The 12,529-nt window shown below is 38.1% G+C and carries 15 protein-coding genes; 11 read left to right on the top strand and 4 right to left on the bottom strand.

Annotated elements, in window-relative coordinates:
- Positions 1 to 12: 12 nt before the first annotated feature.
- The 5 genes from MKY78_RS02935 (at position 13) to MKY78_RS02915 (ending at position 5,203) form a co-directional block, all read left to right on the top strand.
- Complete coding sequence (locus tag MKY78_RS02935) at positions 13 to 474, top strand: S-ribosylhomocysteine lyase (RefSeq protein ID WP_339216058.1); 462 nt, start codon at positions 13 to 15, stop codon at positions 472 to 474.
- Positions 475 to 490: 16 nt separating this feature from the next.
- Positions 491 to 1,429 (top strand): cysteine synthase family protein, encoded by a 939-nt coding sequence (locus MKY78_RS02930; RefSeq protein WP_339216056.1) that lies wholly within the window; start codon positions 491 to 493, stop codon positions 1,427 to 1,429.
- Between the two features lies 1 nt (position 1,430).
- Complete coding sequence (locus MKY78_RS02925) at positions 1,431 to 2,567, top strand: bifunctional cystathionine gamma-lyase/homocysteine desulfhydrase (RefSeq protein WP_339216054.1); 1,137 nt, start codon at positions 1,431 to 1,433, stop codon at positions 2,565 to 2,567.
- Positions 2,568 to 2,727: 160 nt separating this feature from the next.
- Positions 2,728 to 4,098, top strand: a complete 1,371-nt coding sequence (locus tag MKY78_RS02920) for a dipeptidase (protein WP_339216052.1) — start codon at positions 2,728 to 2,730, stop codon at positions 4,096 to 4,098.
- A gap of 346 nt (positions 4,099 to 4,444) precedes the next feature.
- Positions 4,445 to 5,203 (top strand): (S)-benzoin forming benzil reductase, encoded by a 759-nt coding sequence (locus MKY78_RS02915; protein WP_339216050.1) that lies wholly within the window; start codon positions 4,445 to 4,447, stop codon positions 5,201 to 5,203.
- 54 nt (positions 5,204 to 5,257) lie between these two features.
- Here MKY78_RS02915 and MKY78_RS02910 read toward each other — a convergent pair whose 3' ends face one another.
- The gene (locus tag MKY78_RS02910) at positions 5,258 to 5,356 is read right to left on the bottom strand and encodes a YjcZ family sporulation protein (RefSeq protein ID WP_186869287.1); all 99 of its coding nucleotides are present in this window, start codon (positions 5,354 to 5,356) and stop codon (positions 5,258 to 5,260) included.
- 41 nt (positions 5,357 to 5,397) lie between these two features.
- Positions 5,398 to 5,529 carry a YjcZ family sporulation protein gene (locus MKY78_RS02905; protein WP_339216047.1) on the bottom strand — a complete coding sequence of 44 codons (132 nt, stop codon included), beginning with the start codon at positions 5,527 to 5,529 and terminating at the stop codon, positions 5,398 to 5,400.
- A 219-nt stretch (positions 5,530 to 5,748) separates the two neighbouring features.
- Here MKY78_RS02905 and map point away from each other — a divergent pair, with 219 nt between their 5' ends.
- The 3 genes from map to MKY78_RS02890 all read left to right on the top strand — a co-directional run bounded on the left by map (position 5,749) and on the right by MKY78_RS02890 (position 7,637).
- On the top strand, positions 5,749 to 6,501 hold the full coding sequence (map, locus tag MKY78_RS02900) for a type I methionyl aminopeptidase (protein WP_339216045.1): 753 nt from the start codon (positions 5,749 to 5,751) through the stop codon (positions 6,499 to 6,501).
- Between the two features lie 114 nt (positions 6,502 to 6,615).
- The gene (locus MKY78_RS02895) at positions 6,616 to 7,344 is read left to right on the top strand and encodes an AzlC family ABC transporter permease (RefSeq protein ID WP_339216043.1); all 729 of its coding nucleotides are present in this window, start codon (positions 6,616 to 6,618) and stop codon (positions 7,342 to 7,344) included.
- The gene (locus MKY78_RS02890) at positions 7,341 to 7,637 is read left to right on the top strand and encodes an AzlD domain-containing protein (RefSeq protein ID WP_339216041.1); all 297 of its coding nucleotides are present in this window, start codon (positions 7,341 to 7,343) and stop codon (positions 7,635 to 7,637) included. The genes MKY78_RS02895 and MKY78_RS02890 overlap by 4 nt, the downstream gene beginning before the upstream one ends.
- 130 nt (positions 7,638 to 7,767) lie before the next feature.
- Here the strand turns inward: MKY78_RS02890 and MKY78_RS02885 are convergent, their stop codons facing one another.
- Complete coding sequence (locus tag MKY78_RS02885; RefSeq protein ID WP_339216039.1) at positions 7,768 to 8,487, bottom strand: anti-sigma factor; 720 nt, start codon at positions 8,485 to 8,487, stop codon at positions 7,768 to 7,770.
- A gap of 9 nt (positions 8,488 to 8,496) precedes the next feature.
- The gene (locus tag MKY78_RS02880; protein ID WP_339216037.1) at positions 8,497 to 9,060 is read right to left on the bottom strand and encodes a sigma-70 family RNA polymerase sigma factor; all 564 of its coding nucleotides are present in this window, start codon (positions 9,058 to 9,060) and stop codon (positions 8,497 to 8,499) included.
- A 134-nt stretch (positions 9,061 to 9,194) separates the two neighbouring features.
- Here MKY78_RS02880 and MKY78_RS02875 point away from each other — a divergent pair, with 134 nt between their 5' ends.
- Genes MKY78_RS02875 through MKY78_RS02865 form a run of 3 tightly spaced genes read left to right on the top strand, consistent with a single transcriptional unit; the run spans position 9,195 to position 12,327 of the window.
- The gene (locus tag MKY78_RS02875) at positions 9,195 to 10,337 is read left to right on the top strand and encodes an NEW3 domain-containing protein (protein ID WP_339216035.1); all 1,143 of its coding nucleotides are present in this window, start codon (positions 9,195 to 9,197) and stop codon (positions 10,335 to 10,337) included.
- A 3-nt stretch (positions 10,338 to 10,340) separates the two neighbouring features.
- Entirely contained in the window at positions 10,341 to 11,294 is a 954-nt protein-coding gene (locus MKY78_RS02870; RefSeq protein ID WP_339216034.1) for an ABC transporter ATP-binding protein, read from the top strand.
- On the top strand, positions 11,284 to 12,327 hold the full coding sequence (locus tag MKY78_RS02865; protein WP_339216032.1) for an ABC transporter permease: 1,044 nt from the start codon (positions 11,284 to 11,286) through the stop codon (positions 12,325 to 12,327). Before MKY78_RS02870 ends, MKY78_RS02865 begins: the two co-directional genes overlap by 11 nt.
- Positions 12,328 to 12,529 lie beyond the last annotated feature (202 nt).

Raw genomic sequence — 12,529 nt, 5'->3', positions numbered from 1 at the left:
GAGAAGTGAAAGATGATGAAAAAGATGAATGTAGAAAGCTTTAATTTAGATCATACAAAGGTGAAAGCACCATATGTTCGACTAGTTGGTGTAACAGAAGGAGCTAATGGAGACAAGGTATATAAATACGATATCCGATTCAAGCAACCAAATAAAGAACACATGGAGATGGCTGGATTACATTCTCTTGAGCATTTAATGGCAGAAAACATTCGTAATCATATGGACAATGTATTAGATATTAGCCCAATGGGATGCCAAACAGGATTTTATTTGGCTATTTTAAACAATGATTCATTTGACGAAGTATTAGTAACACTTGAAAAGACATTGGAAGATGTTTTAGCAGCAGTTGAAGTGCCGGCATGTAATGAAGTACAATGCGGCTGGGCAGCCAACCATAGCCTTGAAGGTGCAAAGGAAATCGCAAAAGAGATGCTTGCGAAAAAAGAGGGTTGGAGAGAAGTTTTCTAACTAATGGGGTGATACTGTGGCATTATATCAATCGATTCATGATTTAATCGGCCATACTCCTCTGCTTAACATACGCCATATTGATGCTATTCCAGATGGAGTTAACATCTATGCAAAGCTAGAATTTTATAATCCTGGTGGAAGTATAAAAGACCGTCTGGGAGCAGAACTAATTGATGATGCTCTTACAAAAGGGAAGATTAAGCAAGGTGGCACAATTATAGAACCTACAGCTGGTAATACTGGAATTGGCTTAGCACTTTCAGCGAAAGAAAAAGGCTTAAACGTAATCTTTGTTGTGCCAGAACATTTTAGTCAGGAGAAGCAACTGATTATGCAAGCTTTGGGTGCAGAGATTGTCCATACGCCTAGAGAGGCTGGGATGAAGGGGGCAATTGAAAAAACAGAGCAACTGTTAAGCGAAATCCCAAATAGCTTCTCGCCGCAACAATTCGCCAACCCTGCTAATCCAAATACGTATTATAAAACCCTCGCTCCAGAAATTTGGCATGATTTAGATGGGAATGTTGATGTTTTTATTGCAGGAGCAGGTTCTGGTGGTACATTCATGGGGTGTTCTCGATTTTTTAAAGAAATAGATCCAACTATCAAGACTGTGATTGTAGAACCAGAAGGATCAATTATTGCAGGTGGTGAGCCTGGTCCGCATCGAACGGAAGGAATTGGGATGGAATTTTTACCTGCTTTTATGGATCCAAGCTATTTTGATTCGATTCATACAATCAGTGATGTAGATGCTTTTCAAATGGTGGAAAGCCTTGCCCGTAAGGAAGGATTGTTAGTTGGTAGTTCTTCCGGTGCCGCGATGTGCGCAGCATTAGAAGAAGCGAAACAAGCAGAGAAGGGTACGAATATTGTGGTCGTTTTTCCAGATGGTAGTGATCGTTATTTAAGTAAAAAGATTTACCCGGATGTCATGGGGAAGGAGATTTAATATGCGTTCAAAAACAAAAATGGTACATGGTGGTATTACTCGTGATGAACAAACAGGAGCAGTGTCTGTTCCAATTTACCAGGTAAGTACGTATAAGCAGGATGGTGTAGGGAACTTCCGCGGATATGAATACTCTCGTACAGGTAACCCAACTCGTCATGCACTCGAAACGGTGATAGCAGAGCTAGAAAATGGAACTCATGGATTTGCTTTTGGCTCCGGAATGGCTGCCATTACAACGGTCATGATGCTATTAGATGCAGGGGATCATGTTGTACTAACCGATGATGTATATGGTGGATCTTATCGATTAATGAGCAAAGTATTAAATCGATTTGATTTACATCATACATTTGTGGATACGAGTAATCCTGAACAAGTAGAGGCAGCAATACAAGAGAATACGAAGGTTTTATATGTTGAAACACCTACAAATCCATTACTAAAAATTACAGATATAAAGAAAATAGCAGACATAGCGAAAAAACATAATCTACTACTAATAGTTGATAATACCTTTGCAACACCATACTGGCAACAGCCTTTAGATATGGGGGCAGACATTGTCCTTCATAGTGCAACCAAATATATTGGTGGGCATAGTGATGTCGTAGCAGGATTAGTGGTAGTTAAATCTGAGGAACTAGCAGAAAGAATTCACTTTCTACAAAATTCTGTTGGTGCAGTATTAGGACCACAGGATTCTTGGTTATTAATGAGAGGAATTAAAACGTTAGCACTACGCATGGAAGCAATTGAATCGAATACGAATGAACTTGTTCAGTTTTTACAAGGACATGAAAAAGTAACGACAATTTATTATCCAGGTATTGAATCACATCGAGGTCATGATTTGGCGCAAGAACAAATGAGTGGTTTTGGTGGAATGATTTCATTTGATGTAGGTAGTGGTGAGCTGGCGGAAGAAGTATTGAAAAAAGTGAAGTACTTTACGCTTGCAGAAAGCTTAGGTGCAGTCGAAAGCTTAATTTCATTACCAGCAAAAATGACCCATGCATCAATCCCAGCAGACCGAAGAGCAGAGCTAGGAATAACCGATGGGTTAATCCGAGTTTCAGTAGGAATCGAGGATGTTCGTGATTTAATAGAAGATTTATCACAGGCATTAGGTAACTAAGTAAAAGGGCAGCGGATGAGCTGTCCTTTTTAGTTATGTACAGTAGTATTTGATTGATCGTATTCATAGAAGTTTATCTGTAGCATGAAAGTCTTATAGTTATTTTTAAAAGAAATATGCTAAAATGAACACAATATTAGTTTAAAAGGGGATGTCCATAATGAGTGAAAAAGCATTGCAATATTTAACTGATAATCGGGACCAATTATTAACGAAGCTAAATGAATTTTTATCCATTCCTAGTGTGAGTACGGATAGTATACATAAAGAAGATGTAAGAAAAGCTGCAAGCTTTTTAGAAGACTACTTAACTGAAATTGGCTTTGAAAATATTCAACAAATCGAGACTCAAAAGCATCCTATCGTTTATGCAGAATATATGGAAGCTGGGCCTGAAGCTCCAACGGTTCTATTATATGGCCATTATGATGTTCAGCCAGTGGATCCGATTGAATTGTGGAAAAGTGATCCATTCAAACCAGAAATAAGAGATGGACGACTTTATGCACGAGGATCTAGCGATGATAAAGGACAAGTGTTTATGCATCTAGCGGTGTTTGAAGCACTGATGAAAACAACCGGTAAGCTTCCTCTTAATGTAAAGGTTTGTTTAGAAGGAGAAGAGGAGATAGGTAGTGAAAATCTCTATTCAATGCTACAAGAGAAAAAAGAATTATTCGAGGCTGATTTTGCAGTAATCTCTGATTCAGGGATGGTAGCCAAAAATCAACCAACTATTCTTTATGGATTAAAAGGGTTCACCGGTATTGAAATTACCGTTACCGGACCAGATCATGATTTACACTCAGGAATGTATGGTGGCGCAGTGCGTAATCCGATTATGGCTCTATCTCATATTCTTTCCTCTATGAAAAATGAAGAAGAGGTAGTAACAGTAGAGGGTTTCTATGACGGCGTAGAAGATTTAACCGAGGAAGAGAGAAAATTAATGGAGCAAGTACCTGGAGAAGACTTTGTGAAGGCTACTGGAATTCCGGAAACCGTATCAGAAAAGGGCTATACACCTAAGGAACATACGATGGCTCGCCCAACGTTTGAGGTTAATGGAATATACGGCGGGTATCAAGGAGAAGGAACGAAAACCATTATCCCTACCTCAGCTACGGCTAAAATTACGTGTCGATTAGTTCCGGGACAAGACCCAGTGGATATTCAACAAGCTCTTGAAGCACATGTGAAGAAGGTTGCACCTAAAGGAGTAACCGTAGAAGTGAAGAAAGAAAAGCTTTCTGCAAAAGCTTATAAAGTGGAACCTAACCATCCATTGATTGAAAAAGCAGCAAAAAGCTATACAAAAGCATTTGGCAAAGAAACGGTTTATGTTCGTATGGGCGGCTCCATTCCGGTAGTGGAGTGGATTGAGGATATCTATCAAATGCCGATTGTTCTATTAGGATTCGGTACACCAGATGATCGACTACATTCACCAAATGAAAGCTTCCCACTAGACAGTTTTGATAAAGGAATGGAAACATTAGTGTATTATTGGAATGAAGTAAACAAGTTATAGAAGAGGCTGGGACATAACGAAAACAAAGTTAATAAAATACGAACAACCACCACATTAGCCCCGGAAATATACGGAGACTCCTGTGGGAGGAAAGGGCACTGCCTGAGACCCCGGAAGAGCTTTAGCTCTGAGGAGGCTCACCAGCCGCCCACGGATGCGTAGTATATTTCCGGGGCGGATTTGATGCGCTAACTTTCATGTTCGGTTTATCCTATGTTAGAAATAGTTTTGTCCCAGATCCTAGAAAGTATCAGAAGATCAGAATGTAAAGATGAATCAATTTATACACAGTATTGAACAGCGTATTTCAATCGTAATTATTAACCAATGAGAAGAGGTAGTTTAAATGAAATTAGCTCTAATTACAGGAGTTTCTAAAGGATTGGGAGAATCCATTGCGAAGCTATTTCTCGAGTCTGGGATTCATGTTTTAGGTATATCAAGAAGTATAAATAAACAGCTTGAAAAAATTGCAGCCGATAATCATGTGAAATACCATCATTATACTTGTGACCTTGGAAATACGGAAGAATTAGAGGAAACAATGGAAAACGTTAAGACAGATATTCAGCAGTATGACCCATCACTACTCTATTTGATCAATAATGCAGCTGTCATTGATCCGATAAATCAAGTAAGCCAACTAGATAATCAAGCACTCGCCTACCATGTTCATCTTAATACCGTAGTCCCGATGATATTAACGAAGGAGATGTTAGATTTCTCTTCGAAAATAAATACCTCTTTCATTTGTGTCAATATTACTTCGGGTGCTGCGGAAAGGCCAATATATGGTTGGGCTGCTTATTGTAGCTCGAAGGCGAGTATCAATATGTATACGAGAACAGCAGCACTCGAACAAGAAACATTAAAGACTGGTCATAAAATAATTGCCTTCAATCCTGGGATTATGGATACGGATATGCAACAAACTATTCGATCAAGCGCTAAAGAGGCTTTTAACGACGTAGAAAAGTTTAAAGCGTATAAGGAAGATAATCAACTAAGAGATAGTGATACGGTTGGTGGCATTCTAATTGATATTTTGAATGATGAAGCAAGTATTGAAAATGGAAAAATATATCAAGTTAACGAATATGTATAATGATGAAAAAGGATGTCATAGTGGAATTATCACCATGACATCCTTCGTTATCGTTTAATAGTATCCGCCAGCATATCCACCTGCACCAACGATGATTAGCAGGATGAAAAGAACAACGATTAATGCAAATCCGCCTTCAAATCCGCGTCCCATTATGTCACCTCCCGTTATAGAATATTTATAATTACCGACGATTAATAGCCCCAACCGCCGCCATATCCGGATCCGTAGCCACCACCGTAGCCACTAGCACCAACAATGATTAACAAAATAAACAACACAACAATCAAAGCAAAGCCTTTTCCATTTCCACTATCTTTACTCATGCATTGCCACCTCCTCTAGTACAATGTATGTATCATTTATCATGGTGACAGGGCGAATGTACTGGTAAGCAAGTTGAAACCGGGAATTTTGTTTCGTCGAGAGTACATGCTTCGGTGAATATATATGGTGTAATGAAAGTGTTTAGAAATTGTGGTACACTAGGAAAATGAAAAATATGTAATGAGCAGCTTAGGCTGATAAATAGAAAGGACGATTAGATGATTACAAGAAAAAGTAAACGTGAAATTGAACAAATGCAGAAGGCTGCAGACTTACTAGTTCAAGTTCACAAAGAGATTGCCAACATGATTAGACCGGGAATTAGTACGATGGAAATTGATACGTTTGTAGACCGATTTTTAGAAAAGCATGGAGCTATTCCAGAGCAAAAAGGGTATAACGGATTCCCTTATGCAACTTGTGCTTCTATTAATGATGAAATCTGCCATGGATTTCCTAGAGAAGACAAACTGAAGGATGGCGATATTGTAACGATTGATATGGTGGTCAATCTAGACGGTGGGTTAGCAGATTCTGCATGGACCTATGCTGTAGGAGATGTCGATGAAAAAGGTCTTCGTCTTATGGAAGTAACGAAGAAATCACTTTATATCGGAATTGAGCAAGCAAAAGCTGGTAACCGAATTGGTGATATTGGTCATGCAATTCAAACCTATGCTGAGGGAGAAGGCTTCTCTGTTGTAAGAGACTTTACCGGCCATGGCATTGGACCAACGATTCATGAGGATCCACATATCCCACATTTTGGATTGCCTAACAAAGGTCTTCGTTTAAAACCAGGAATGGTAATTACGATTGAGCCGATGTTAAACGAAGGCGATTGGCAAAGTAAAGTAGATTCTAATAATTGGACTGCTAGAACGGTTGATGGTGGTCGCTCGGCACAATATGAGCATACGATTGTGATTACAGAGGGAGATCCAATTATTTTAACCGAGCAAGATAAATAATCCTTTAGGAGATCTGTACAAAAGTGCAGATTTTCTTTTTTTAATGAAAAGAAGTTTTCACTACTAATAAAATCAGTTATAATTAGTTAAAATTTCTAAGTGGAGGAGACTAGGATGGAGACCGTTAACGTAACAAAGAATCCCGTATCGACGTCAATGACCATGATCAAACGCGGTCTAACAGTAGGTTTTCCTATCATGCTTGGTTATATTCCCATTGCGATAACCTACGGCGTTCTTGCGAAACAGGCCGGACTTACATTAACAGAGCTTACGTTAATGAGTGTATTGGTATTTGCTGGAGCAAGTCAATTTATGGGAGCCAATATGATTGCTCTTGGTGCAGGGGCTGTGGAAATCATTATCGCAACCTTTGTGTTAAACTTTCGTCATTTTGTGATGAGCTTATCCTTTATGAATCGCATGCGGCCGGTTGCGTTAAAGTGGAAGCTGCCATTAGCATTAGGGTTAACGGACGAGACATTTGCTGTTTCTTCCTTACATACGAAAGAAGCAAAAGAAGAGAAGGGATTTTTCTTTTATGGTTCGCTCACCTTAATTGCATACGTATCTTGGGTCATTGGTTCATTACTTGGCGGTGTGTTAGGGGAAATAATTCCAGAAGCATTGAGTCAAAGTATGGGAATTGCGCTATATGCCATGTTCATCGGATTATTAGTTCCTTCCGTTAAAAAGGAGCTAAGAGTAGGCTTAATTGCACTTATTGCGATGTTGATTAATGCTATTTGCCTTCAGTTCATGAGTAGTGGTTGGGCAATTGTTGTCGGTACAGTGCTTGGTGGATATAGTGGTGTCTTTTTGTTGAAGGGGGAACGCTCATGATATGGTTCATCATCATTGGAATGTCTTTAGTAACCATGCTTCCAAGGATTATTCCAGCATTTATTGTAGACAAATTACAATTTAAGGACTGGGTAAACAGATGGTTAAATGCAATTCCGTATGCAGCATTAGGTGCTTTAATTTTTCCTGGTGTACTAAGTGTAAATCCAGATAAACCACATATTGGATTAATTGGTGGACTTGTCGCTGTAGCCCTAGCCTATATTGGATTGAATGTTATTTTTGTCGTCATTGGAGCTATATTATCCGTGTTTTTATTAACAACCTTATAAATTATATACATGTGTAACCAGTTTGAGCGTGAGAAAAAGATAGAGGAAAAACCGAATGATTAGCTAGTACCGTATAACATTCGGTTTTTCCCTTCATTTTTTTAGCTATGTTCTAGACACAATCTTTTCCTTACTGCTGTAAATCAATATACAATGTCTCTGGTCCTGTAGGTATCCTACTACCTCCAGGTGGTTCAACACTTACTTTAATGAAACGGATTGTTTGTACATCGGGTCCCTTATAATATACATGAACCATTCCATTATTTAGATGTAGTAGCTCATCCTGCCAATCATTATCATTTCGGACAAGCCATACTTGATAATCCTGACTTTCCAAAGGTCTAAGCCCTTCAACCTGTAAATACAATTCATTAGTTACTTCATTTAACCATATGTTACCGGTAATATTTTGATCCATTGTAACCGGGATGATATCGAGTTGATTAGTAGCTGGGTTATTCATGAAAGGTTGTTCCGGTATTAAATCATATTGTGCAGTTAAATATTCTTGGTCACTACTATCTGCAATTGGCTGCTGTTGGGTAAATTGCAATAGTCCTACGCATATAGTGAATATGGCTGCTGCACCTACGATGACATAGAAGGCTTTACGATTTCCTATCTTTGGTTTAGAGTGCCCTTTTATATGAATGGTGTTTTTAATTCGTTTATTTAAGCTTTCAGAAGGGGTTACTTTCTGATTGTCCCTTAGTAGTAGCTTCCACGACGTTAATTCTTCCTGACAATGTGAACACTGATATATATGTTCATCCATTGATTGACGTTTTTCGTTTGATAAATTCCCTAATACATAATCTATCATTAATTCTTCTGGGATATGTTTCATTCGTGCGTTTCACTCCTTATCGGTTCTTGCCCAATGAAGTAAGGACTTTTGCTTGCGTAGGTTCTGTAGTCCATAACGTATCGAAGATTTAATTGTCCCAATTGGTTTCCCGTAAATGGTTGCAAGCTCCCGTTGTGTTTTACCTTCAAAATAAGCCCCGTATATAAGCTCCCGTTGTTTTGGCGGAAGTTTATTCATTGCATCTTCTAAAATCTCTTTCTCTATCTCCTTTAAAACGTACATTTCCAATTTTACTGATTGTATTGTATCGAGTTTTTCTAGTTTATTTAATAAGGCAGGTTGATGCTTTCTGAGACGATCGATACATCTACTTCTTGTTTTGACCGCTAACCAAGCCTTCACACTACCTTTATCTGGCTTGTATTGCATCGGTTTTTGAAATACTTCGATAAAGACATCATGACAAATATCCTCTGCTTCTCGGCGGTCTGCTAATACAGTTATCGCAATTTGAAGGACAAAGGATACATAGGTTTCATAGAATTGATTGAAAGCAGCTTGAGAGCCTTTAGCAATTAATTTTAGTAGCTTCTCATCTTGTTTCGTATCCATTATTTTACCCCCTTCACATTCACTGAGCCTATCTTAGCAAAAAAATATGGAAAAATTATAAAAAAATTAAATCCATCTGTTATTTTTGCTCGTATCATAGATGAATTTTAGAAAAAAAGAGGAGGATATGTCAGATGCTTAAAAAGATGTTCTATTCACTTTTAGCAGTAGTATTGGGGGGAATGTTACTTACTTCAACTGTCTATGCAGAGGTCTCTGTCTATACTCCATACACGGGATTATCTGTATCACCTGGGGAAGATATTGAGTACAATGTCTCTATTATTAATTCGGGTAGTTCCATTGAAAATGTTAGGTTTGGGATGAAAGGATTACCAAAGGATTGGGAATATCAAATCACAGCAAATGGAACGAGTATTGAGCAATTATCAATTCGCCCGAACGATGAGCAAGATATACGATTAGTTGTAACTGTACCACTTCAGGTAGAAAAAGGAACCTATGAATTTGATTTAGTAGCAGATGGAAGTAGTACAAGTACATTAGGGTTAGCGGTAAATGTTACAGAGAAAGGTACATTTAAAACGAATTTCACGATTGACCAACCAAATATGCAAGGACATACAGATTCAACTTTTGAATACAATACGACATTGAAAAACCAAACGGCAGAAGAGCAGCATTATTCCTTAACCTCAAAAGCCCCAAATGGATGGAATACCGAATTTAAGGTAGATGGAAAGGCTGTTACATCGATCACACTGGAACCAAATGAGGAAAAAAAGATAGAAATTGTTGTGACACCTGCTAACAATGCAAAATCAGATACGTATAAAATTCCTGTAAGTGCACAATCTGGTGGAACCTCTAGTGAAATCGAATTAGAAGCTGTCATTACTGGTACGTATGGGTTAACATTAACCACTCCAGATGGCGTACTAAGTGATGATATTACAGCTGGAGGAGATACGGTTGTTGATTTAGTAGTTGAAAATACAGGAAGCGTGGATTTGACCGATATTAATCTAAAATCAACTACTCCGCCAAAATGGGAAGTAGAGTTTGACAAGGATACCATTTCTACACTAAAGGCGGGAGAAAAAGCTATCGTTAAAGCTACATTAAAAGCACCAAAAGATGCTATAGCAGGGGATTATGCGACCACGTTTAGTGCATCTAGTGCTGAAGCTTCCTCTGATGCTAATTTCCGTGTATCCGTTAAAACGTCTACTGCTTGGGGATTTGCTGGATTTGGAATTATTTTAGTAGTAGTAGGTGGATTGTATTCTATTGTAAGAAAATATGGGAGGAGATAACGAGTGAATGAGGCAATTATTGAAATACAAGAGCTTAGCAAAATCTATGACGATGTACCTGCAGTTGATAAGTTATCCCTCTCCATCCAAAAAGGAGAGATTTTTGGATTATTAGGCCCGAATGGTGCTGGAAAATCAACAACCATTTTTATGTTATTAGGTTTGACAGAGCCTACAAGTGGAAATGTCCATGTCTGTGGGATTGACCCAACAAGAAATCCACTTGAAGTAAAAAAGCGAGTAGGTTATTTACCAGATGATCTAGGATTCTATCAAAATATGACAGGCTATGAGAATCTCTTATATACGGCATCCTTAAATGAAATTCCGAGGGAAGAAGCAGAAAAACGTGCCCGTTCATTGCTAGAGCAAGTAGGTCTAGAGGGGGCTATGCATAAGAAAACGGGAAAGTATTCCCGTGGTATGAAGCAACGGCTTGGTCTAGCTGATGTATTAATTAAGAACCCAGAAGTTATTATTTTAGACGAACCGACCCTAGGAATTGATCCAGAAGGGGTACGGGAGCTATTAAGCTTGATTAACAAATTAAATAAAGAGAAGAACATAACGGTACTACTCTCTTCCCATCACTTGCATCAGGTACAGCAGATATGTGATCGAGTTGGAATATTCGTTAAAGGAAAGTTACTTGCGAAAGGGAATATGGATGATTTAGCTGGACAATTATTTGAAAATGTAGCTTATATTGTCCATGTAGAAGCCGACCCAATTGAAGATGACATGGTAAACGACATAAAGGGAATGAAGGAAGTAAGTCGTGTGGAGCGACTTAATCACAATACACTTGAGATTTATTGTGATAAAGATATTACACCGACCATTGCTAGAACTGTTATGTCCTATGATAGCAATCTAACGAATATTAGTAAGAAAAATTACGGATTAGACGAGATTTATCATCTGTATTTTGAAGGGCGTGAAACAAATGAAGCTTGAGCAAGTTCTATCTAAGATTACCTTCAAAAAACAAGTCAATACGGAAGAACGAGATAAGAAAGAAAAAAGAACATCTGTATTTGGTTCAATCGTACGAAAAGAGTTTACGGACTATATTAGAAGTTGGAGGATCATTATCCTGCTCATTATAATTGGCTTAACCTGTCTTGGTTCGTTGCACACAGCGATTACAACGATAAAAGATGCGTTAGATCAATCCGATGAAGCGAAGCAGATTGCAAAAGATTCTTACTTATTCTTGAAACTATTTACCACTTCAGATGGTACGTTACCACCGTTTATTACGTTTGTAACGTTTTTAGGGCCCTTACTCGGTGTTGCACTAGGATTCGATGCGATAAATTCTGAACGGAATAAGGGAACATTGACTCGTTTAATGGCACAACCGATTCCTAGAGACTATGTCATTAATGCAAAATTTGTTGCCGCCTTATTAGTTAATGTTGTATTATTCTTTGCACTTGGTTTTCTGGTGATGGCATTAGGGATTATCATTATTGGGTTACCAATTACGTTTGAAGAGTTTATTCGAATCGTATGCTTTTTAGTATTGTGTATTGTTTATATCGCATTCTGGTTAAATCTAGGAATTCTATTTTCTGTAAGGTTTAAACAAGCTGCTACGTCCGCCTTATCTGGAATCGCAGTTTGGATATTCTTTAGTATCTTTTACAATATGATCATTGATTTTATTAGTAAAAGCTATTTAGATTCACAGGCCATTTCTAGTGTGGACGAGGCTATTAGTAGACAAGAAACGATTCTAAATTTATATCGACTATCACCGAGCTATTTATTCTCTGAATCTACCACAACCTTACTTTCACCTGGGATAAGAACTTTAGGGCCATTGACAATGGAACAGACGGTAGGGGCGATAGCAGGACCATTACCACTTGGGCAGAGTCTATTACTAATATGGCCTCAATTAACCGGCCTTATCGCAGCAACGTTAATCTGCTTTATCATTGCGTATTACTGGTTCATAAAACAAGAAATCAGGACAAATTAATAGGCGAATCTATAGAAAATCCGAATATCTATTGGACATTCTTTATAAGAGTGGGAATAGGTTCGGATTTTTCTTTATCATGACGAAAGGTCACTAGTTGATCGCATGGAAAAATTTCCCGTAACAATCGACAAAAAAAGAAATTGACATGAATACTAATATGTTTTACTATTAATCCAGCATAATAAAAGTCTATCTTATT

The sequence above is a fragment of the Ornithinibacillus sp. FSL M8-0202 genome, assembly GCF_037975285.1.
GTDB classification, from domain to species: Bacteria; Bacillota; Bacilli; order Bacillales; family Amphibacillaceae; genus Ornithinibacillus; species Ornithinibacillus massiliensis.
This window is presented reverse-complemented; position numbering and strand designations above follow the sequence as displayed.

Bases quoted from the DNA above. Each gene is read 5' to 3' on its own strand.
- MKY78_RS02895 (WP_339216043.1), top strand. From the start codon at position 6,616: ATGGAGACCGTTAACGTAACAAAGAATCCCGTATCGACGTCAATGACC.
- map (WP_339216045.1), top strand. From the start codon at position 5,749: ATGATTACAAGAAAAAGTAAACGTGAAATTGAACAAATGCAGAAGGCT.
- MKY78_RS02910 (WP_186869287.1), bottom strand. From the start codon at position 5,356: ATGGGACGCGGATTTGAAGGCGGATTTGCATTAATCGTTGTTCTTTTC.
- MKY78_RS02915 (WP_339216050.1), top strand. From the start codon at position 4,445: ATGAAATTAGCTCTAATTACAGGAGTTTCTAAAGGATTGGGAGAATCC.
- MKY78_RS02885 (WP_339216039.1), bottom strand. From the start codon at position 8,487: ATGAAACATATCCCAGAAGAATTAATGATAGATTATGTATTAGGGAAT.
- MKY78_RS02880 (WP_339216037.1), bottom strand. From the start codon at position 9,060: ATGGATACGAAACAAGATGAGAAGCTACTAAAATTAATTGCTAAAGGC.
- MKY78_RS02920 (WP_339216052.1), top strand. From the start codon at position 2,728: ATGAGTGAAAAAGCATTGCAATATTTAACTGATAATCGGGACCAATTA.
- MKY78_RS02935 (WP_339216058.1), top strand. From the start codon at position 13: ATGATGAAAAAGATGAATGTAGAAAGCTTTAATTTAGATCATACAAAG.
- MKY78_RS02865 (WP_339216032.1), top strand. From the start codon at position 11,284: ATGAAGCTTGAGCAAGTTCTATCTAAGATTACCTTCAAAAAACAAGTC.
- MKY78_RS02875 (WP_339216035.1), top strand. From the start codon at position 9,195: ATGCTTAAAAAGATGTTCTATTCACTTTTAGCAGTAGTATTGGGGGGA.
- MKY78_RS02905 (WP_339216047.1), bottom strand. From the start codon at position 5,529: ATGAGTAAAGATAGTGGAAATGGAAAAGGCTTTGCTTTGATTGTTGTG.
- MKY78_RS02890 (WP_339216041.1), top strand. From the start codon at position 7,341: ATGATATGGTTCATCATCATTGGAATGTCTTTAGTAACCATGCTTCCA.
- MKY78_RS02925 (WP_339216054.1), top strand. From the start codon at position 1,431: ATGCGTTCAAAAACAAAAATGGTACATGGTGGTATTACTCGTGATGAA.